Here is a 21,024-nt window from a genome sequence, read left to right as displayed (position 1 = left end):
ATACCAGTCCATCAGTAAAATGAAAAAGCCAGGATCGTTTTTCCTGATCCTAGCTTTTTAGTCTTCGTTATTTAGTTGAAGAATTCATCATATAACGCCTGAACGGCTTTAATTTCATCCACTTTTTTCACACCAAACATAATGCTCACTTCAGAGGAACCTTGATTAATCATCTCAATATTGACCTCTGCCTTCGCTAATGCTTTGGTTGCTCTCGCTGTTGTCCCGACGCTATGGCGCATGCCTTCACCAACGATCATAATCATGGAAAGACCATGTTGCACCACCACATCGTCAGCACAAAGCTCTTCTTTAATCCGCTTAACGATCTTGTTTTCTACTTCCTTATCCTTTAGCTGATCATGCATGATCACGGTAATATCGTCAATGCCAGACGGCGTATGCTCATAAGAGAAACCAAAGTCCTCAAGAATTTGCAGCAATCTGCGGCCAAAGCCAATTTCCCGATTCATCAAGAATTTACTTACATAAATACTTGCAAATCCACTATCACTGGCGATCCCGACAACGGGTTGATCGGTTTTTGGCCGTTCAAACACAATCTTTGTACCAGGAGCGGACGGATTGTTCGTGTTCTTGATGTTGACTGGAATACCGGCACGGAAGGCTGGTATCAATGCTTCGTCATGGAACACGGAGAAACCTGCATAAGACAGTTCTCTCATTTCCCGATAAGACAATATGCTAATTTCTTGTGGCTGGTAAACGATATTCGGGTTTGCTGCGAATACCGAGTCAACGTCTGTAAAGTTCTCATACAGATCCGCTTGAACGCCTGCCGCAAGGATTGAACCCGTAATGTCCGATCCACCGCGGGAGAAGGTTACCAATGCCCCTTCTGGCGTATAGCCAAAGAATCCAGGGAAAATAATGACCTCAGGAAGGTCGCGAAGAGCCTTTAAATTCTCGTAGGATTCCGGAAGCACTTGAGCTTTCCCGGATTCATCACTAAGAAGCAACCCGGCTTCTTTTGGACTCATATAGCGTGCAGCCACCCCTTGACTTTGGAAAAAGCTTGCAACTAGCTTTGCATTATTATCTTCTCCGCTCGCTTTGACTGCATCCATAAAACGATTCGGATTTGATTTATCCCCATTTAGCAGTTCCCAAAGATCCGTCGAAATCACATCCACGATCTCCCCAGAAAGCTCAAGTCCTTCTGCGATTTCTCGATATCTAGAAACAACTGCTTCATATTCTTTTGTTCCTTCCCCATTTGCCAAGTACTGCTCCGCACAACGGATTAAAAGATCAGTCACCTTGGTATCTTCTGAAAAACGCTTTCCTGGTGCAGAAACGACAATGATCCGACGCGTGGGATCAGAATTTACGATATTAAAAACCTTGCGGATTTGATCCGCAGAAGCACATGAAGTACCGCCAAACTTTGCAACCTTCATTTCAAAATCCCCCATTTGCTTTTTCACCATGATGATTGTTCTGCTCGTGTCACTACGATGCGTATTCAATAAATCCTATTATCTCGTTATTGTAATGCAGTTGCAATGCTTATTTTTAGAAAAATGTTTCCTTCCTGCGTTACCTGTCGCTATTTTCCCAACATAATCTAATACTATCTAAGAATAACAGGAGGAACATCAATGCTTCTTTCCTTTCGCCCATTTCAGGAGAAAGAAATGGCTGACACCGTCCGGCTAATTCAAGAAGAAATCATGATCTATAAACGAAGAAAGGTCAGCCCCAAAAAGATCGAAGAAAAACTGCAGCAGAACGAAACTTTTACGATCTATAAGATCGACAAGAAAAAATCCAAAAAAGCACAGCGAATTGGCGTCCTTTCTTTCCGGGAAACACCGCAAGGGATTTACCTAGATCTCATCGCCCTGGAAAAAGCAGCCCAGCACAAAGGATTCGGTCGGTTAATTTTTCGCCGCTTGGAAAAAGAAGCACGTACGCGCCAAGCCGCTGCTATCTATTTGCATGTGTTGAAGGAAAACCTTCCCGCCCAGCAGGCTTACCAAAAATATGGATTGGACATCGTAAAGTCCAAATCAACCTACCTCATGATGAGTAAAACCCTTTCTTCTTAGCACATTCGCATCTCTTTTTTCAGTATGCTACGCTAAGGTAAAACTTGTTCCGGAGGAAACATGACACCTATTCCAGATCATCTGAAAAAAGATTTAGATATTTTATTTGTCGGCTATAACCCTAGTATTCGTTCCGGTGAAACCGGCCACCATTTTGCTAATCCTAATAATCGCTTCTGGACCATTTTGCATCGGGCAGGTCTCACTCCACGAAAGTACTCCCCTATTGAGGATCAGGATTTGCTATCGCTTGGTTATGGACTGACTAACATTGTAGCCCGCCCAACGAAAACAGCTGCGGAAATTACGCGAGAAGAATATTTGGAAGGCAAGGAAATATTAAAGACGAAAATTCAATCTTTCCACCCTAAAATTGTATGCTTTGTCGGAAAAGGGGTGTATGAGGAATTTTCCGGCAAGAAAAAGATGGACTGGGGGCTACAGCCTGATAGTGTGGTTGCAGGTGTACAGGAGTTCGTTTGCCCCTCATCCAGCGGCTTGGTGCGGATGAAAATCGATGAAGTAGTTGCAATCTACCGGGATTTGAAAAGGGTGTTGGATGAGTTCCGGTGATGAGCGGGAGTCAGGATGGAATAACGGAAGAAATTTCCGGTATTTATATTTTATCAGGATGCCCCTGTTGAATAACGGAAAAAATTTCCGTTACTTTTGGTTGTAATCGTTTACAGGCTGTCCAATAAAATCCACAACGGAAAAGTTTTCCGCTATTACTCTTGTTTTGACCAACATTTCAGGAATAGCGGTAAATTTTTCCGTTATCTAGTTAGGCATTGATATCCTTTTTCTTCCGTTTCCTTCTCACCCACCAAATGATCAAACCAAATGGAAGTAGGAAAATAAGTAGCGGCAAAATGGAAATCGCCAACACGAACAGTTCGATGGTGACGTCTACAACATCGTGCAGTGAATCCGAAAAACCACCCGTTGCCCGATTCCAGATCGATTTATCCTTCATTTCGGCAAGGGTTACTTCCTGAATCGTTAAATCGATGGTAGCCATACTCGATAAATTATCAATGTAGCGGTTTTTGCCTTGCAGGGTTTCAATCTCTCCGCGAATCCGGAAAAGCTCCTGCTGAATTTTTAATATATCATCCATTTTTGTTGCCTTTTCTAATAATTTCTGAACAGCCTGTTCCTGTAGTGTCAAATTTTTAATGCGTGCCTCATTGTCATAATAATGCTCGGTAAGGTCCTCTCCACGTTGGGAGATAAACGTGTTATTCCCAATCTTCTGTAGCACATCAAGAATCGATACAAAATGCTCTTGCGGAATCCGTAGCCGATAGTGCGCTTCCTTCGTCGAAGAATCCAGTTCTACCACGGAGGAGGACTCAATATAACCGCCTGATTGATCCACTAGCTTTTGAACCTGCTGCATTGCCGGTTGTAATTCAGTTACCTTTTGTCTAATCTCCGCTTCTTTTATAATCTTCCGTTCTACTGCCGCTGATTTTTCCGCCTGATTTTGCACCGCCGAATACCCTGCACTAACGGCACTGTTTGCACTGCTATCTGCTGATGATTCCATCGAGGCTTTCTGTTCGCTTGCCGCATCATACCGATTTCCACAGCCCACAAGTAGCATCAACAAAAGTACACAACTGATCCACTTCTTCATCACTTGACTGCCCCCTAAATATTTCCTATTTTTTTATTAGACGTATTTCATAGGAAAAAGGGTTCACATTTGTTCATCTTTTCCCTATCATTAAAATCAAAGGAAAAGGAGACGATGAACATGGGTTGGATCGATTGTCATATCCATTTGGAGCAATACCCGAAAGATGTGCTTGATCAATCGATTGATACGTGGAGAAAAGAAGGGATTGATGGTGTGGTCGCGGTCGCTACAGATTTGGCCTCATCGTATCGAACACTTGAGTTAGCCAGGCTTTATTCAAACTTTGTTTACCCAGCGGTTGGTTATCATCCCGAACAGGAACTTCCATCCAGCCGGGAAATGGAGGAATTGCTATCGCTTATTAAACTGGAAAGAGAATCCATTGTCGCCATCGGTGAAGTTGGACTGCCTTACTATTCGAAAATCGAGGACCTTCTTCCCTATGAAGAAACTTTGGAAACCTTCGTACAAGCAGCGAAAAACCATAATCTCCCTGTTCTTCTGCATGCCGTACATAACCAGGCGGAGATTGCATTGCAAATATTGACCCGACAAGAAATGACAAAAGCTCATTTTCATTGGTTAAAAGCACCCAAGTCCGTCCTCCTGAAAATTATTCAGGCAGGCTTCTTCATATCTTTGACACCTGAAGTATGCTATCGTTTACGTGATCAAAAACTGGCGGTTCGAGTTCCTCTTTCCCAGCTCCTATTGGAAACCGACGGTCCATGGCCCTACCCGAAGCTCAGCATACATATGCAAACTACACCATTGATGATCAGAGACAGCGCCAAGAAGATTGCAAGATTAAAAGGGGTTTCCGAAGAAACATTGCAACAGGCGTGTGCCAATAATTTTGATGCTTTGTTCAACTCTTAGTAGAAAAGGAGCCCGTCCTCAGACGAGCTCCTTTCCATTTACCCTTGCATTCTATTAATCTCTTCGAACAAAGTCTCCTTTTCCTGCCCTGACAGCATTTTCTCTGCCATAGGGAAAAGAACATTTTCCTCTTTCATAAAATGATCCGTTAAAATCATGTAGGCTTGGATCGCATAACCTGCTAATTCATCGACCTTCCCTTGATCCGCTTGTCCATTCATTGAACTATATCCATCAAGGAAAAGCTGTAAGTTCTTTTTGGCTTGATCGTGCTCATACTCCATGACAGCAATGGGCCCCGTCTCACGGCCAATATAATTAGCCATCATCGGAAATAGGACTCCCTCTTCCCTTTGGGAATGTGGGTCTAGTTCCCCTACATATTGCTTCACTTTTTCATACAAATCCTGTAATCCGGACTGTTCATCTGTACCTTTTAATTCTTGCGCCATTACATAGAAATCTTCCATCTGTTTTCTTAATGGACCGTGTTCATCAAATAGCTGTTTTAAAGCCGGTGACAGTGACTGATTGCTCCCACCCATCATCCCACTCATGCATGTGTGATTCATAGGACCACTCCCTTACTCTATATCAATCCAAAACCACGGTTAACCAGTAGATTACCATGTTATTCGATCGACTTCCGTGATAGATATCACAAGCAATTAGGAAGCTCAACACGTGAGCCTTAGCAATTGTCTGTTCAGGACGCCCTTAAAATAGTCTTGATATAATCCTGCAGATCCTCCACAGAGCCATACTTTACGATTTCCGCCAATGGCTTTTCAATCCCCATTTTTTTATGGTGAACCCGATCCTCCAGCACTGAAAAGCCGAATTTCCGCAGCACATTCTCTTGCTCTTCTGTAATCTTTCTTTCCATTGCTTTTTCCCCTTTCCACGCATCATTTTTATCTATTTCAGCACAGCGATTTATTCTCCAGTGATCGTCAAAGAAAAACCTTGCTCATTGTCTGTCACTTTTGTCTTAGTTACGCGATTCCAACCATTTTCTTGTTGCAGGAACGAAATAATTTCTTCATCTTCAACGAGCGATTCATTACCATCCCGATGCATGCAGGAAACCCACCAATTTGTTATCTGATCGTCCTCCACTGTCGTTTCAAGTATCCCCTCTCGGATCCCGAATTGCGGATACTCCTTTTGCAAAAAATCGACGACCAATTTCTCAATCTGTTCCTGTTTGTATGTAAGCTTTTTCATCTTTAATATCCACCTCTTTTCCCTCTTTAAAAAAGGGTTACAAAAAAAGCTGTCACTTAGATTCGTGATAGCTTTATTATTGGTAAAATTTTTTAAATTTATGTTCCCCGTGTTCCTTCAAAACGTTTCCGTCCTCATCGACAATCTTCAATGAATCAAGATTCGCTTTCAGCGAATTTCGCACCGCTTGAACGTATTCCTTGCGAAGCGCATCTTGTTCCTTTTTTTCCGATGGGGTTAGTCCGTCTGTCTTTGACTTTCTGGCAAGCTGATTGATCCGTTGGATTTTCTCTGGAGTTACCATTCGACGAGCTCCTCTCTAGATGTATCCTTTTATCTTATCAGAATGAGGGTCAAAAGTCTAGGGATTGAACGGTTTGCAAAATTTTCTCGCGTACATACTTCAAATGCCGATACATTTGGGTAAATGCCTCATGGGGATCCCTTTTTAGAAGTGCATTATAGATCGCGGTGTGGTGTTCAACCGTAAGTTCACGCTCTCTATATTTTATTTGACGATCCGTTTGATTATGTGCGATAAGCAGCGAATCAATCATCCCTTCTACAATTTCATTATTCGCGCTTAAAGCAATGATTCGATGGAATTCTTTATCACTTTCCCCGTAATTATTATCACGGCTTTCAGCAATACGATCAATCGATTCCTTTAATTTTTGCAACTCTTCATCCGTAATTTTCTCTGCAGCAATCGTCACTAAACCTAATTCCAATGCCATCCGCGCTTCAATAACTGCCTGTAAATTATCAACGGATAAAGCGAGCATGACAGAGAAAGGCTTACTTCCAATTTTATTATTAAAATAGGTACCCCCGCGCGTCTTGCGAGTGATAACCTCAAGCATTTCTAACGAACTAAGTGCTTCCCGGAGGACCGGCCTGCTGACCTCTAACTCCTCCATCAATTCCATTTCGGGAGGTAATTTGTCGCCGGGCTTCATTTGCCCACTTACTAATAACTGAACGATCCGTTCCACAACTTGCTTCGCTAATGTATTACGGCTAACAGATTTAACGAATACCTTTTTTGTTGTTTCAGCCATGAAGCTCCTCCCCCTGGAAAATAGAGTTTAAAATTATTGTAAGACAAATATACCGATGTAGACAGAAGTAAATTTTACTATAACAGAGGTTACCTTGTGAGTAAAGAAATTCCTGTAACATAGCATTCTGGTTTTACTACCATTCATATCATCCATTCACAGATGAAAAGCTATGAAACAGGAATGTGATCTGTATTAGCGTACTAGACAAGGCTTCTTATTATGAAAGCTCCATCCTGGAATCAAATACTGCATCGCCTGGGAGTCATCTCGAGCCCCTAATCCCATTTTCAAATACAGTTTATGGGCCTTCTCCATTTCTTCCATATCTACTTCTACCCCAAGCCCTGGTTGTTCTGGTACACGTACCACCCCACCTACAATTTTCAAAGGCTCTTTAGTTAGGCGTTGACCATCCTGCCAGATCCAGTGGGTATCAATGGCTGTAATTTTCCCTGGGGCAGCAGCTGCCACATGGGTAAACATAGCCAAGGAAATGTCAAAGTGGTTGTTGGAATGGGACCCCCATGTCAACCCCCATTCATGACACATCTGGGCAACACGGACAGAACCTTGCATTGTCCAAAAATGCGGGTCAGCAAGTGGAATATCCACTGCTTGGAGCGAAATGGCATGTCCCATTTCCCGCCAATCGGTTGCAATCATATTGGTAGCGGTTGGAAGTCCAGTCGCTCTGCGGAATTCGGCCATCACTTCGCGAGCAGAATATCCGTTTTCTGCTCCACATGGGTCTTCCGCATAGGCCAGCACATGGTGCATGTTCCGACATAGGCCAATAGCCTCTTCCAATGCCCAGGCACCATTTGGATCTAGTGTAATTCGAGCATTTGGAAACCTCTTGGCAAGGGCCGTTACCGCCTCGATTTCTTCGGTCCCGTTTAGGACACCGCCCTTTAGTTTAAAATCATTAAATCCATATTTTTCATGTGCTGCTTCTGCGAGACGCACAACTGCTTCAGGTGTTAATGCTTCCTCGTGGCGAAGACGAAACCAATCCTCTTTCGCTGTTGAATCACTTAAATAAGGGAACTCCGTCTTGTTCCGGTCACCAATATAGAACAAATACCCTAGCATTTCCACCTCTTTACGCTGTTGGCCATCCCCCAGCAGAGCAGCAACCGGTACGTTTAAAAATTGTCCTAACAAATCCAGCAATGCCGCTTCCAGCGCTGTCACTGCGTGGATCGTTGTACGCAAATCAAACGTTTGCAAACCACGGCCAGACGCATCCCGATCAGAAAATTGGTTGCGTACAGATTGCAATATATTTTTGTATGCGCCAATGGTTTGCCCAATGACCAACGGCTTGGCATCCTCCAGCGTTTGCCGAATCCGCTCCCCACCTGGCACTTCCCCTACTCCCGTATTCCCTGCGTTATCCTTCATGATGACAATATTTCGGGTAAAAAAGGGGCCATGTGCACCGCTTAAATTTAGTAGCATACTATCGTGACCTGCAACTGGAATTACCTGAATTTCTATGATGACCGGAGTATTCGCTGTGCTATTATTCGTCATTTGATCAGTCATTGCCACACCCCTGTAGTGTTCTGTATAAAGGGGGATTTTACTAAATCCCCTATGTTACTGGCGCCGGGTTAAACAGGCATAACGAATTATGCAATCCCCAATGATCTGTCCACGTTTGCTTACGTCCGCTGGCAACATCTAGGATGTAATGGAAGATCTCCCAGCCAACCTCTTCGATCGTTGCTTCTCCGGTTGCAATTCTTCCGGCATTCACGTCAATTAAATCATGCCATTGTTCTGTCAAGGCATTCCGCGTAGAAACCTTAATTACCGGCGCCATCGCTAATCCATAAGGGGTTCCACGCCCTGTCGTAAATACTTGCATATGCATCCCGGACGCTAACTGCAAGGTTCCGCAGACAAAATCACCAGCAGGTGTTGCCGCAAAGATTAACCCTTTTTTAGTTGCCCTTTCGCCTGGGGCTAATACGTCAATAATCGCACTGCTGCCCGATTTTGCGACTGAACCAAGAGATTTTTCCACAATATTGGATAGTCCGCCTTTTTTATTGCCTGGTGAGGTATTTGCACTACGATCTGATTGTCCCCGCTGCAAATATTCGTCATACCATTTCATTTCATGAATTAATTTGCGTCCGACTTCTTCATTGACAGCCCGCGGAGTTAAAAGATGGACAGCATCACGTACTTCTGTCACTTCAGAAAACATCACAGTAGCCCCGGCACGAACTAATAAATCTGCAGCATAGCCAACCGCCGGATTCGCTGTAACTCCTGAGAACGCATCACTTCCGCCACATTGCAAACCAATCACCAAATCAGACGCCGGGCAGGTTACCCGCTTACGCTCATTTAGTCTTCTAAGACGCCCTTCTGCCATTTCCAGAATGGTATGAACCATATTGGTAAAACCTTGCTGATCCTGCAAGGAAATAATGGGCTCCTCTTCCCCATCTGGCACCAATGTTTCCGGGCGCAGCTTTTCACAGCCTAACCCAACCACCATGACTTCCCCGCCAAAGTTAGGGTGCAACGCAATATTTTGAATGGTACGAATGGGTACAATAGCTTCCGGGGCATTTATGGCCACGCCACATCCGTAATTATGTTCCAAGGCGACTACATCATGGACGTTCGGATACTTTGGAAGAATTTCTTCCTTGATGCGTTTCACGGCATAGGAAAGGACTCCGGCCACACACTGAACACTCGTCGTAATCCCAAGGATATTTTTGATCCCGACACTTCCGTCCGCGTTCCGATAGCCTTCAAACGTATATCCTTCAAGCAGCGGAAGGGGTTCCGGCACATTGTTGGCAATCGGTAAAAGATCAAGTTCCGGAGGGGCCGGCATATCTATCAAAGATTCTTTGACCCAGCTCCCTCTTTTAATGGGTTGCAATGCATACCCTATGACTTCCCCGTAACGAACAATAGCCTCTCCTTGGACCAAATCTTTCAGGGCAACTTTATGTCCCTGTGGTACGTACTCAGTTAACTTCAGTCCACAGGAGAACTCAGTCCCCTCCTTCAGACCTCCGAAATTGACAGTAATGACCACATTATCTTTTGCGTTTAGTTTTATGTACCGTGGTTCTTCCTTTTCATTTGTTCCGTTCAAAGACACGTGCAATCCTCCTCTAACACAGTTTTAGATTGTGTTTATGGTCTTCTTCTCTTTGGGAAATCTATCAAATGCCACCTTGATAATCTGCTCCAACTGTTGATAATGGTCCTTCTCAACTGGGATAACTGGCGGCCGCACAGCTGTACCAACAGGCAATCCGATGATTTCCATTCCTGCTTTAATTAGTGCCACGGCATAGCCTTTCCGTTGTTTACGGATTCTATTAATCGGCAAAATCACATGTTGATAGAGTTCGTTTAGCAATTCTTTCTTTTGGTTTAACAAGGCGTCATAGAAAATCGCAGAAATATGGGGTATATAGTTTGAAATAGCCGAGGAATAGGACTTAAAGCCAAGGTTCACATAGGCTGGCATGGTCACTTCCGCTAATGGCATACCATTCAAATAATCCAAACGATCACCAATGGTTTGGGTGATCTCGATATTTAAATCCATATTCCCAAGACCATCCTTAACACCTGCAAGCTGCGGATAATCTGTTAAACGTTGAATCGTTTCCAAGGTGAGCACACAATTATCCCGTTGGTAGATAATCGCATTGAGTTCAGTACTTCCAATGATTGTGCTTAAATAATCATACAGCCCTTCCTGTTCCGGGTGAATGAGATAAGGAGGTAGAATCAAGTACCCTTCCGCACCCAAGTCTTCAGAAACTTTGGCTTGTGCCAAGGCACTTTTAATATTTCCGCCAACTCCGGTGTACACAGGGACTCTACCTTTCGCCGTAGAAATAGCTGTCTCAACCATCGTCTTGTATTCATCTTGGTCAAGGGCGTGAAATTCACCCGCACCACAGCCAACAAATATGGAAGATAAACCTTCCTCTATTAAAAATTCAATATTTTTTTCGAGTGCTTGTATATCCAGATCCCCTTGACTATTCATCGGTGCGACCGGAAATCCTAAAATCCCTGCAGGTGTTTTTCTCACTATACTCATTATTATCCACCTTTCATTTTTTGTCGAGTGTTTCTATTTTGTCAATTCTATTAATTTTATTGTAAGACAAATAAAATCTTTAGTCAATTGATTATTTTTGTTTATTCATCAATTAGCTAGGCCCGTTTTCCATGGGTCACCTTGACCCGAAGTATTATAAACTTTGATCTCCCCGTCACCCGCATTTTGATCCGTTACACGGTATATGAGATCGGAACGCTGCAACACCTCTGGTCTTAACTCGACCCCTAATCCAGGTCCTTCGGGCGGGCAAATAAAACCGTCAATTATTTCTGGAACCTCTGTAATAATGTCGGAGTAATAGGTTTCGTAGAATGCACGCACAGTTTCCATCATCCAAAGATTAGGAAGGTTATAACAGAGATGTGTGTTTACCACGTGTAAGATAGGTCCCCCACAATTGTGAGGGGCGAACGGCAGCCCATACACTTCAGCAAAAGCGGCGATTTTTTTCACTTCCGATATCCCTCCAGTCCAGGCTGGATCGGCAATCACAATATCAGCTCCACCCTTTTCCAACAGACCTTGATACCCATACCTAGTAAATAACCTTTCGCTTGCACCGATTGGGGTTTCTGTTGATTCCTTCAATTTTACTAACTTATCTAGATTATCTATAGTGACCAAATCCTCTAGCCATAGGGGTTTGTATTCTTCCAATCCCTTTGCGATCTGTATTGCACTTGTTAGATTCCAACGACCATGTCCTTCCAAAGCGACTCCAACTTGATCACCAAAGGCTTCACGGATTTTCCGAAAAGGCTCGATCCCCTTTCTCATTAATTCAGGTGAAATATAATTCCCTTGATAGTTCTTGCTAAGCTCATCAAAGGGCCATATCTTCAAGTTCGTGATCCCTTTCTTCAATAACTCTTCCGCAAGCTTTTCCGGTTCTGTCATAAAACGGTCCCGATCATTGTTACTCATATATCCTACGCACGTATTGTATACATTAATCTTGTCTCGGGATGCTCCTCCAAGTAAACGATAAATCGGTTGATTGAAAACCTTGCCCAAAATATCCCATAAAGCAATATCAATCGCGCTTAAGGCTCTCATTTCCGTACCTGTAAAGCCATGATGATTAAACACCCGATAAAAGGTCGACCATATTTTATCAATATTTCGAGGATCTTCCCCTAATAAGATCTCTGCACATACACTATGAATCATTTCTCTAACCGGATCAGGCTTCGCGTTGGTTTCTCCAAGTCCGATGATCCCTTCATTTGTATGGATTCTTAGAATCAGTTCCCTCGGGTGTTGCTTCAATTGAATCGTTTCAACTTTTGTAATGCGCATCCTATTTCCTCCCATCCGCCGTCCGATCTTGCAATTGATGTACTGATACATTTTCCCAGGACAAATCCGGTACCCGGTACTTTTCTATTTCAACCCAATCCAACTCCAAACCCAAACCCGCTCGTTTTCGATCAGGAAGAATCAAGTATCCATTCTCATACTTGACTGGCTCTTTCACAATATCTCCTACGTACAATTTGGGCCCAGTAGGATCCGACGTATAGTCTAAGTTTTCAAGTGTTCCTCCCAGATGTGCCATAGCTGCAGTGCCTATTGACAATTCTTGGGTTGTTCCTAGCAGACAAGACTTTCCGCAAACCGCTGCAACTGCTGCAGCTTTTTTCGCTCCGGTTAAACCACCAATAAAAATGGGTGAGATATTAAAAATATCCAAGGAATCAAATTTGATCATGTCATATAGCTGTTTAAAGCTCCAAACATGCTCACTAACGGGGTGTTTTACTCTCATTCGAAAGTGATGCAACCCTTCAAAGTCATTTCTATCCGTAGGACTTTCAATTAGCTCAAAATCATATTTTGCTAGACGGTCAACAACTTGAAGCGCCTTTTTCCAATCTAAAAGGTTACTGAAATCAATCGATTTAATTTTTATTTTCGAGCCGAATTCCTGCTTAATACCGTGCAAAAAGGCTTCATCTGCATCTACATTTTTACCAACATACAAATGAAAGACATCGAATCCCTCTTCATACCTTTTCCGAACAATCGCAAGATTGTCCTCTACCTCTTCCATTAAGCGATGTCTAAATATGGGATAACATACCTTGATCTTGTCACGCATTCTTCCTCCCAGAAGGTCTGAAACAGAAACATTCAAAAACTTTCCACACATATCGTAAAGGGCAGTATCTACTCCGTTCCGGATAATACTCCCTTTCTCATATAAATTTTGCATTTCGGGAAAGTTCTCCACTAATTCTCTGTTGATCAGCGTTAAGTCGAAGGGATCCTTTCCTATTAATATCGTTTTTAAGGACAGCGTTAGATCTTCAACAGCAACAGCATAGCGAGGCAGATGGGAAAAGTCGGACATTTCCCCAACCCCCGTGATCCCAACGTCTGAGAACAATTCGATGATGATATGCTTACTGACAAAACCAGTTTCTCGCGGTATACCAACAATAGTGAGCCGGACATCGTTAATTTTCATAGCAACCTCCCAGGCATCGTCCACTCAAAATAATTGCCCACAAAAGCTATTTTTGTGGGCAACTGTGATCATTTCGTTTATTTCTTTGTTTCTAATCCCTCGTATAATTTTTCATAGGCAGACACTGTCTTCGATAGATGTTCCGTAGCCGCCTCAGGATTCATATACATTGGTGTGACGATAAAGCCTTTTGCTTCTTTCTTGAAGTCTTCGTTGTTTACGACTTTTTCCATCGCTTGGCTGAATTTATCTACGATTTCTTTTGGCGTTTCAGGCGGGAATGCCCAGAAGTAGAATTTATCAAAGACAATGTCTATCCCCTGTTCTTTAAAGGTTGGTACATCCGGCAGATCAGGCAGCCTTTCTTCAGAAAGAACACCAATTGCTCTAAAATCACCTGAATCAAGATAACTGGTCACTAACCCCAACTGCGTTGGAACGATGTCAATTTGTTCCCCTAGCAGAGCCTTAACTTTATCAGCCGCCCCACCTACATCGACGATATTCAATTCAATCCCTGCTGCTTCTTGCAGGGCTAGCAATTGCAGGTGCGTAAATCCGCCAGTTTCCGTGGCAATGGAAACCTTTTTAGGATTTTGCTTCGCATATTCTACAAGGTCCTTCATATTCTGAAATTGCGAATTTTTGTTTACAAGGAAACCATTTCCTTGGTCTAAGATCCCAATACCGGCCATTTCAAAGTCGGTGAATGAATAATCGGCCAAACCCAAGATTGAATTCAACAACATAGAGTTATGGAAAGCAAGAACGGTATAGCCGTCAGGTTTTGCATCCAAAACCTTCTTGGTCCCCAACGTTCCCCCTGCTCCACCTACGTTCGAAATAACCAGGGATTGCCCTAATTCCTTCTCCAAATACTTTGCTAGTACCCGTGAGTTACGGTCTGTGTCTCCGCCAGCTCCGGCAGGGACAACGACCTCAATCGGTTTGTTCGGATAGTCGTCAGCAGCACTCGGTGTTGCTGGAGCTTCTGCCGTCGTATTTTGCTTGGGCTGTTCACTCGGTGTTGGACTTGCTGTTTCCTGGCCACCACCCGAACAACCGAATGCAACGGCTGATAGAGAAAGAACCATACTTCCTGTTAAAATATGTCTGATAAATTTCTTCAAAATAACCCCTCCCTTTTATTGGATTTTGCTATTTTAATAAGGAGCCCCTCATTAAAACCATTCAAAATATGTATTACATATCTATAGAGTCCGCGGCTCTATTTCTCTGTTTTTTCGATTGCCATACCTTCAATGCAACAGAGAATACTGTGACAAGTAAAAAACCTGCAGCAATCGGCTCAGTTAAGAATGGGGTGAAATCTCCTTGAGAATGCATCAATCCCCGGCGTAGATTGGTTTCTACGATCGGCCCAAGGATGAACCCGAGTACAAGCGGAACAACCGAAAAATTAAATTTCATCATGATATAGCCCAATACGCCGAAAAATAATAAGGCTCCAACGTCGAACAAGCGATTATTTACACCGTAAGCGCCAACCACACAAAGCGCCGCAATGATCGGCAGCAAGATATGCTGCGGAACACTTAAACATTTAACAAACCATTTCATTCCGGCATACAGGAAGATGACCATCACGATGTTTGCAACAATGAGAGAAGCAAAAATCCCGTAAACGACATCCCCTGCTGTTTGGAATAACAGCGGTCCCGGCTGTAATCCATGTAGCATTAATCCCCCAAGCAACATAGCTGTTACCGTATCACCCGGTATACCCAGTGAAATTAACGGTACAAGCGCACCACCTGTTGCCGAGTTATTTGACGATTCAGAAGCCACAATCCCATCTGGAATCCCGGTGCCAAACTTTTCTGGATATTTCGATTGGTTCTTGGCAGTAACATAAGCAATAATATTTGCCGTTCCCCCACCAATTCCCGGAAGAATACCGATGGCAATTCCAATCGCACTTGAGCGAATCATATTCCAACTTTGACCAAAGAACTCCTTCAACGGGATTCCATATCCAGAGATTGAGAATTGAGGGGTTCGTTTTTTGGATTTATATTTTGCTTCAGCAGCCAACAAGATCTCTGATACCGCAAATAAACCGATGAGGACTGGCAATAAATTAAATCCACCATCTAACTCATCAAAACCAAAGGTAAACCGAGGATACGCATCAATTGGAGCAAACCCAACCATAGAGAACCCTACTCCAAAAAATCCCGACAGAATCCCTTTTACGAGGGAATCCCCTGCTAAACTCGCAATTAATGTGAGAGAAAATATGGCAATAGCAAAATATTCATAAGGCCCAAATTTGACCGCCAATTTCGCTAGTGGCGGGGCAATTAAAATCAATACGAAGATACTAAGAATCCCACCGACAAATGATACAATAATAGACCAACTTAGCGCTTTTCCAGCCTCGCCTTTCTGTGCCATGGGATAACCATCAAATGTTGTAGAGATACAGGAAGGTGTACCGGGTATTTTCAATAGGATTGCCGGAATCAATCCACCAGACACCCCGCCTATGTACAATCCCATAAGCAAAGCCATTCCTTCGATCGGTTCCATTCCATAGGTAATAGGCAAACAGATAGCCACCGCCATCGTTGCCGTCAAGCCAGGTATCAAACCAAAAACTATACCTAGAAGAGTTCCAAGAGTAATTAAAGCCATTGATTTAAGTGTAAAAATGGATACGAAACCTGCTAACAGCATTTCAAACATGGACTCTCCCCCTTACCCCAAAATCCCTGTTGGCAACATGACATGGAAGATGGATCGAAATATGTAATAGACAGCAAGAGATGAAACTGCGGCAATAATAAAAAATTTCAATATATTCATTTCTGATTTATCTGCTAAAATACTAATCTGTAAAACAATATAAACCGTCGTCATGATCAAAAATCCAATGGAATTCAGTAGCAGAAGATATACGATCATCAACACCACCGAGCTTATTAAACCGGCATAATTGATCTGCGATTCCTCATTCCCACCCTCTTCAGCACCGTCATTTTCCAGAGACTTTCTATGTTTTAATTCCTTTAAGCTGTTCCGCAACAATATGCCACTAAATATAAAAATCCCGATCGCCACGAGTTGAGGTACAAAAGCAGAACCAATTCTCGATACGGTAAGCATTTTTATACTAAATGTTGAGATGTATAAAACAATAGATGCTATAATCAAAAATACACTGGCATAGATGTCCCCATATCTTTTAACCATGTAACTCCTCCTTCCCTTGGATCTACTTACTTCTAATTACACTCCCACAATATAAATATCTGCCTACTCCTCCCACGATATGAAAAAATACTCTCCCTCCTTTCGGTCTTTTATCACTGCCTTATTGTTCTACATTTTGTGATTTTATTGTAAGACAAACACATTTTTTAGTCAATTATAAATTTAATGTTAATTTTGTTTAATTTTAATTATCAGATATATAATCACTATTAGATTTCATGGTGAATATTTGTATCTTGTATTTTCCTTGGAAGATCCCCCCACTTGAAACAGCCGAAAAGCAAAAACAGGCCACATTCGAGGATCGAACCCCGTGACCTGTTGTATTCTTCCCGTTAGTATTCTATGGATTCGGGATATGTAGATTTTGCCCTGGATAGATATAAGGATCTTGCAAATTGTTCTCGTCAATAATTAATCTCACCATATCTCGAATCGAACGTTGATGTTCTTCATTATATCGATCTGCAATGGTCCAAAGGGTATCCCCCATTTCCACTGGCACTTCAATATAGTCAAAACTACTTGCCTCCGCCGTATTACTCCACTCCAAACCTGACACTATATGTACGACACTGGTAAATAAAAGTGATCCCAGCATGATTATAAATAGATATTGTTTCATTTCCCTCACCCTCCAAAATAAGAACATATAATCTTAAGAACACACGATCTGATACCTTTACTATAATCAGAACAAACATTCTTGTCAACATTTTCTTTCGAACTAACGTTTGTATCTTTTAGTTTGCCTTGTTATAATAGAGATAAAGAAAGTTTTGGAAAGGTAGGGTGAATCATGAATTTATCTTCTAGACAGAATGCTATATTGGAATTCATTAAACAAGAAGTACGCGAAAAAGGGTATCCCCCATCTGTTCGAGAAATTGGAGAAGCTGTCGGACTTGCTTCCAGCTCTACGGTCCATGGACATTTGGCCAGATTAGAGAAAAAGGGACTTATTCGCAGAGACCCAACCAAGCCACGCGCCATTGAGATCTTATCTTCCAACGAGCGAAACGAAGCGGACAAAGAAATTGCTATAGCGCGCATTCCTGTTTTAGGAAAGGTTACAGCTGGTGAACCGATTCTAGCGATTGAAAACGTTGAGGAATATTTCGTCTTGCCAGAGCACATGGTTGGTAAAGATACCGTTTATATGTTAAAAGTACAAGGAAATAGTATGATTGAAGCAGGAATTCTTAACGGGGATTATGTGATCGTCAGACAACAGTCCGTCGCCCATAACGGGGAGATTGTCGTCGCCATGACCGAAGAAGGGGAAGCAACGGTAAAGAGATTTTATAAGGAACGAAATCACTTCCGCCTACAACCCGAAAACCCGGAAATGGAACCGATCCTACTTCCACAGGTTACTATTTTGGGCAAGGTGACTGGAGTTTTCAGAGATTTGCATTAGGAAAGAAGCGGGAGCTCAGGAAACTGAATGAAAGAAAAGGCGTACAAATTGACAATAGAAATTTGTGCGCCTTTTCTATTTATGCGCGCAGGAGACTTTAACGCCAAATTTGACCTCATACCCGATGATGACCTTTTCTTGCGTCTTTCACACGAGATTTGGTCTTCATAACCCCGATGATGACCTTTTCTCACGTCTTTCACACGAGATTTGGTCTTCATAATCCTGATGATGACCTTTTCTTGCGTCTTACACACGAGATTCGGTCTTCATAACCCCGATGATGACCTTTTCTTGCGTCTTACACACGAGATTCGGTCTTCATAACCCCGATGATGACCTTTTCTCACGTTTTTCACACGAGATTTGGTCTTCATAACCCCGATGATGACCTTTTCTCACGTTTTTCACACTAGATTTGGTCTTCATCACCCTGATGATGACCTTATCCCCTACACCACCAGAAAAAACCAAACAATCATGATCGCCTGTACCCCCAATTTAACAAGGGCGCTGCCAAAAAAGGCGACCATTGAGCCAATCCCTACCTTAAATGCCAAGGAGAAATCCTGGTTGCGGGCCCATTCTACAAGTAAAACGAAAATAAACGGTCCAAGCAGCAACCCGATCGGCCCCATGACAAAAGGTCCAATAAGCAGCCCAGCCACAGACGCCGCCATCCCCCATTTGCTTCCACCATATTTCTTAACGAAGACCATATTGGTGAGAAAATCAGAGACCAACAACAGAATGGTCAATATCGCCATTCCCCACCAAAATGAGGCTGGCAGCCCATGCCCCTGATCAGCAAGCAAAAATTGATAGATTAAAAAGCCACCCCAAACAAATAGGGCGTCCGGTATAACCGGGACAAATATTCCGACCATACTGGCAATAAATAACAGAATAATAATTGACCAAAACAGGATATCCAAGCGACGACCTCCTTTACCCATTATTCTTTCATCCAATACGTAAATACAAACCGAAAAGATTCAGTTCTACAGAAAAGAACCCTCAACACCATTGGTGCCAAGGGTTTCTTTAATCTTAATAGCTCGACATATACTGTTCTTTCTCCCACCCGTGAATCTGCAGACGGAACATGTCCCATTCAATTTCTTTTGCTTCCACGAAGTTCACAAAGGCATGCTCTCCCAATGCCTTTACGATGATAGGATCGTTTTTCATGCAATCGATGGCTTCTTTAAGTGTGGATGGAAGTGTGCCGATTCCTTCCTCTTCTCTTTCCAATTCATTCATGACGTAAATATTGCGATCAGTAGGCTTTGGACATTCCAGATTGTTTTTGATTCCATCCAACCCAGCAGCAAGCATTACGGCCAAAGCTAAATACGGGTTGGCCGCAGGATCCGGATTACGAACCTCGATACGGGTGCTCAACCCACGAGACGAAGGAACGCGAACTAGCGGGCTTCTATTTTTTGCCGACCAAGCGACATAGCATGGCGCTTCATAACCTGGCACAAGACGCTTATAGGAATTGACCAACGGATTGGTGATCGCTGAGAATCCTCGAGCATGCTTCATAATTCCTGCCAAATATTTTTTGGCTGTCACACTAAGGCCAAGTTCATCGGATTCATCATAGAAGGCGTTTTCTTTACCTTTAAATAACGATTGGTGGCAATGCATTCCAGAACCACTGATTCCGAAGATTGGTTTCGGCATAAAGGTTGCATGTAAACCATGTTGACGTGCGATTGTTTTAACAACTAATTTAAAAATTTGAATTTGATCTGCGGCCTTCACAGCATCAGCATATTTAAAATCGATTTCATGTTGTCCAGGTGCTACTTCGTGGTGGGAAGCTTCGATTTCAAATCCCATTTTCTCCAGGGTCAACACGATATCCCTACGGCAATTTTCCCCTAGATCAAGGGGAGCAAAATCAAAGTATCCGCCTTTATCGTTTAAATCAAGCGTTGGTTCGCCTTTTTCATCTAGTTTAAATAGGAAGAATTCCGGCTCAGGTCCCACATTCATCGCTGTAAATCCAAGCTCTTCAGCTTCTTTAAGAGTACGTTTTAAAATGACTCGAGGATCACCAGGGAATGGCGTTACGCCATCAGATAAATACACGTCACAGAACATCATAGCTACTTTCCCATATTCATTGCCCCATGGAAAGACCATCCAGGTGTCCAAATCAGGGTAAAGGTACATATCCGATTCTTCAATTCGAACAAATCCTTCGATGGAAGAACCATCAAACATCATCTTATTATCCAATGCCTTGTCCAACTGACTAACGGGAATCTCTACATTTTTAATCATTCCTAATAAATCTGTAAACACAAGTCGAATGTACTTAACATTCTCATCCTGCGCCAGTTGACGAATATCTTCTTTAGAATACCTTTTACCCATAGTTAAGCCTCCCTCAACACTCTTATTTTTTATCTATCGTTAATTAATGAAGAATCGAGATAATTCCCCACTAATCAAAGATGTCGATGATCCCGGTTTACTCATCATAATTTGCTGTTTCAACAGCTGTCTAAGTTCCCGATCTGTCATATCCTTACGAATTCCCTTTGCGACAGGGGCCACCATTTTGTCATCCATCGTAACAGGAGCTTCCAGCCCTAACATCTCTTTAATACCGGCCATGTTCAATCCTTTCTCAAGATAGGATTTAATTATCAGTAACCGGTCTACATCATTGAATGAAAAGAGTCGCTGATTTCCCTCTGTCCTTGCCGGTTGAACCAGTCCATGTGCTTCATAATAACGAATCTGCCTCGCCGTCAATTCCGTGAGCTTTATGACTGTTCCGATGGAAAACAAAGCCATATTGCGACGGATCTCATCACCCAAGATTAACACCTCTTCATTCATATTTTCCAACATAGGCACATTTTATCGC

General features: G+C 42.8%; 23 protein-coding genes. 4 read left to right on the top strand and 19 right to left on the bottom strand.

Translation table 11 applies throughout. The features are described 5' to 3' along the window. Positions 1-71 precede the first annotated feature (71 nt). Positions 72-1,421 (bottom strand): aspartate kinase, encoded by a 1,350-nt coding sequence (locus tag J2Z37_RS18090; RefSeq protein ID WP_209811701.1) that lies wholly within the window; start codon positions 1,419-1,421, stop codon positions 72-74. A 201-nt stretch (positions 1,422-1,622) separates the two neighbouring features. On the opposite strand from J2Z37_RS18090, the gene J2Z37_RS18085 reads away from it, so the two are divergent. Together J2Z37_RS18085 and J2Z37_RS18080 are read left to right on the top strand one after the other, a co-directional pair. Continuing rightward, positions 1,623-2,072, top strand: a complete 450-nt coding sequence (locus J2Z37_RS18085) for a GNAT family N-acetyltransferase (protein WP_209811700.1) — start codon at positions 1,623-1,625, stop codon at positions 2,070-2,072. A 60-nt stretch (positions 2,073-2,132) separates the two neighbouring features. After that, positions 2,133-2,645, top strand: coding sequence for a mismatch-specific DNA-glycosylase (locus J2Z37_RS18080; protein WP_209811699.1), 513 nt, complete (start codon positions 2,133-2,135; stop codon positions 2,643-2,645). A 211-nt stretch (positions 2,646-2,856) separates the two neighbouring features. Here J2Z37_RS18080 and J2Z37_RS18075 read toward each other — a convergent pair whose 3' ends face one another. Continuing rightward, complete coding sequence (locus J2Z37_RS18075; RefSeq protein WP_209811698.1) at positions 2,857-3,714, bottom strand: DUF4349 domain-containing protein; 858 nt, start codon at positions 3,712-3,714, stop codon at positions 2,857-2,859. 120 nt (positions 3,715-3,834) lie between these two features. Between J2Z37_RS18075 and J2Z37_RS18070 the strand changes: the two genes are divergently transcribed. Then, on the top strand, positions 3,835-4,596 hold the full coding sequence (locus J2Z37_RS18070) for a TatD family hydrolase (protein WP_209811697.1): 762 nt from the start codon (positions 3,835-3,837) through the stop codon (positions 4,594-4,596). Between the two features lie 38 nt (positions 4,597-4,634). On the opposite strand, the gene J2Z37_RS18065 is transcribed toward J2Z37_RS18070, so the two are convergent. From J2Z37_RS18065 to yneA, 14 genes are all read right to left on the bottom strand, one after another. Then, on the bottom strand, positions 4,635-5,168 hold the full coding sequence (locus J2Z37_RS18065) for a hemerythrin domain-containing protein (RefSeq protein ID WP_245203905.1): 534 nt from the start codon (positions 5,166-5,168) through the stop codon (positions 4,635-4,637). Positions 5,169-5,302: 134 nt separating this feature from the next. After that, positions 5,303-5,482, bottom strand: coding sequence for a hypothetical protein (locus tag J2Z37_RS18060; RefSeq protein ID WP_209811696.1), 180 nt, complete (start codon positions 5,480-5,482; stop codon positions 5,303-5,305). 50 nt (positions 5,483-5,532) lie between these two features. Beyond that, positions 5,533-5,823 carry a hypothetical protein gene (locus J2Z37_RS18055; protein ID WP_209811695.1) on the bottom strand — a complete coding sequence of 97 codons (291 nt, stop codon included), beginning with the start codon at positions 5,821-5,823 and terminating at the stop codon, positions 5,533-5,535. Between the two features lie 76 nt (positions 5,824-5,899). Continuing rightward, positions 5,900-6,127 (bottom strand): DUF896 domain-containing protein, encoded by a 228-nt coding sequence (locus J2Z37_RS18050; RefSeq protein WP_209811694.1) that lies wholly within the window; start codon positions 6,125-6,127, stop codon positions 5,900-5,902. A 49-nt stretch (positions 6,128-6,176) separates the two neighbouring features. Further along, a complete protein-coding gene (locus tag J2Z37_RS18045) occupies positions 6,177-6,884 on the bottom strand; it encodes a FadR/GntR family transcriptional regulator (protein ID WP_209811693.1) in 708 nt (235 codons plus the stop codon). A gap of 195 nt (positions 6,885-7,079) precedes the next feature. Further along, positions 7,080-8,435 carry a glucarate dehydratase gene (gudD, locus tag J2Z37_RS18040; RefSeq protein ID WP_209811692.1) on the bottom strand — a complete coding sequence of 452 codons (1,356 nt, stop codon included), beginning with the start codon at positions 8,433-8,435 and terminating at the stop codon, positions 7,080-7,082. Between the two features lie 49 nt (positions 8,436-8,484). After that, positions 8,485-10,017 (bottom strand): galactarate dehydratase, encoded by a 1,533-nt coding sequence (gene garD, locus J2Z37_RS18035; RefSeq protein WP_425340338.1) that lies wholly within the window; start codon positions 10,015-10,017, stop codon positions 8,485-8,487. Between the two features lie 30 nt (positions 10,018-10,047). Continuing rightward, positions 10,048-10,983, bottom strand: coding sequence for a 5-dehydro-4-deoxyglucarate dehydratase (gene kdgD / locus J2Z37_RS18030; protein ID WP_209811690.1), 936 nt, complete (start codon positions 10,981-10,983; stop codon positions 10,048-10,050). Positions 10,984-11,091: 108 nt separating this feature from the next. Then, on the bottom strand, positions 11,092-12,306 hold the full coding sequence (locus J2Z37_RS18025; protein WP_209811689.1) for a mandelate racemase/muconate lactonizing enzyme family protein: 1,215 nt from the start codon (positions 12,304-12,306) through the stop codon (positions 11,092-11,094). A 1-nt stretch (position 12,307) separates the two neighbouring features. Further along, on the bottom strand, positions 12,308-13,477 hold the full coding sequence (locus tag J2Z37_RS18020) for a mandelate racemase/muconate lactonizing enzyme family protein (protein WP_209811688.1): 1,170 nt from the start codon (positions 13,475-13,477) through the stop codon (positions 12,308-12,310). Positions 13,478-13,554: 77 nt separating this feature from the next. Next, a complete protein-coding gene (locus J2Z37_RS18015; RefSeq protein WP_245203903.1) occupies positions 13,555-14,607 on the bottom strand; it encodes a tripartite tricarboxylate transporter substrate binding protein in 1,053 nt (350 codons plus the stop codon). 73 nt (positions 14,608-14,680) lie between these two features. Next, positions 14,681-16,186: a tripartite tricarboxylate transporter permease gene (locus tag J2Z37_RS18010; protein ID WP_209811687.1), complete on the bottom strand. Its 1,506-nt coding sequence runs from the start codon at positions 16,184-16,186 to the stop codon at positions 14,681-14,683. A gap of 12 nt (positions 16,187-16,198) precedes the next feature. Then, entirely contained in the window at positions 16,199-16,693 is a 495-nt protein-coding gene (locus tag J2Z37_RS18005; RefSeq protein ID WP_209811686.1) for a tripartite tricarboxylate transporter TctB family protein, read from the bottom strand. A 364-nt stretch (positions 16,694-17,057) separates the two neighbouring features. Then, the gene (gene yneA / locus J2Z37_RS18000; RefSeq protein ID WP_209811685.1) at positions 17,058-17,339 is read right to left on the bottom strand and encodes a cell division suppressor protein YneA; all 282 of its coding nucleotides are present in this window, start codon (positions 17,337-17,339) and stop codon (positions 17,058-17,060) included. 171 nt (positions 17,340-17,510) lie between these two features. On the opposite strand from yneA, the gene lexA reads away from it, so the two are divergent. Continuing rightward, positions 17,511-18,134, top strand: a complete 624-nt coding sequence (lexA, locus tag J2Z37_RS17995) for a transcriptional repressor LexA (RefSeq protein WP_209811722.1) — start codon at positions 17,511-17,513, stop codon at positions 18,132-18,134. A 452-nt stretch (positions 18,135-18,586) separates the two neighbouring features. Here lexA and J2Z37_RS17990 read toward each other — a convergent pair whose 3' ends face one another. The 3 genes from J2Z37_RS17990 to J2Z37_RS17980 all read right to left on the bottom strand — a co-directional run bounded on the left by J2Z37_RS17990 (position 18,587) and on the right by J2Z37_RS17980 (position 20,975). Next, on the bottom strand, positions 18,587-19,069 hold the full coding sequence (locus J2Z37_RS17990) for a DUF456 domain-containing protein (protein ID WP_209811684.1): 483 nt from the start codon (positions 19,067-19,069) through the stop codon (positions 18,587-18,589). Positions 19,070-19,184: 115 nt separating this feature from the next. Continuing rightward, complete coding sequence (gene glnA, locus J2Z37_RS17985; RefSeq protein WP_209811683.1) at positions 19,185-20,525, bottom strand: type I glutamate--ammonia ligase; 1,341 nt, start codon at positions 20,523-20,525, stop codon at positions 19,185-19,187. A gap of 39 nt (positions 20,526-20,564) precedes the next feature. Next, the gene (locus tag J2Z37_RS17980) at positions 20,565-20,975 is read right to left on the bottom strand and encodes a MerR family transcriptional regulator (RefSeq protein ID WP_209811682.1); all 411 of its coding nucleotides are present in this window, start codon (positions 20,973-20,975) and stop codon (positions 20,565-20,567) included. Between the last annotated feature and the right edge of the window lie 49 nt (positions 20,976-21,024).

The organism is Ammoniphilus resinae (assembly GCF_017873965.1).
Classification (GTDB): domain Bacteria; phylum Bacillota; class Bacilli; order Aneurinibacillales; family RAOX-1; genus Ammoniphilus_A; species Ammoniphilus_A resinae.
Note: the sequence above shows the minus strand (reverse complement) of the source record. Positions and strands in the feature narration are given on the sequence as shown.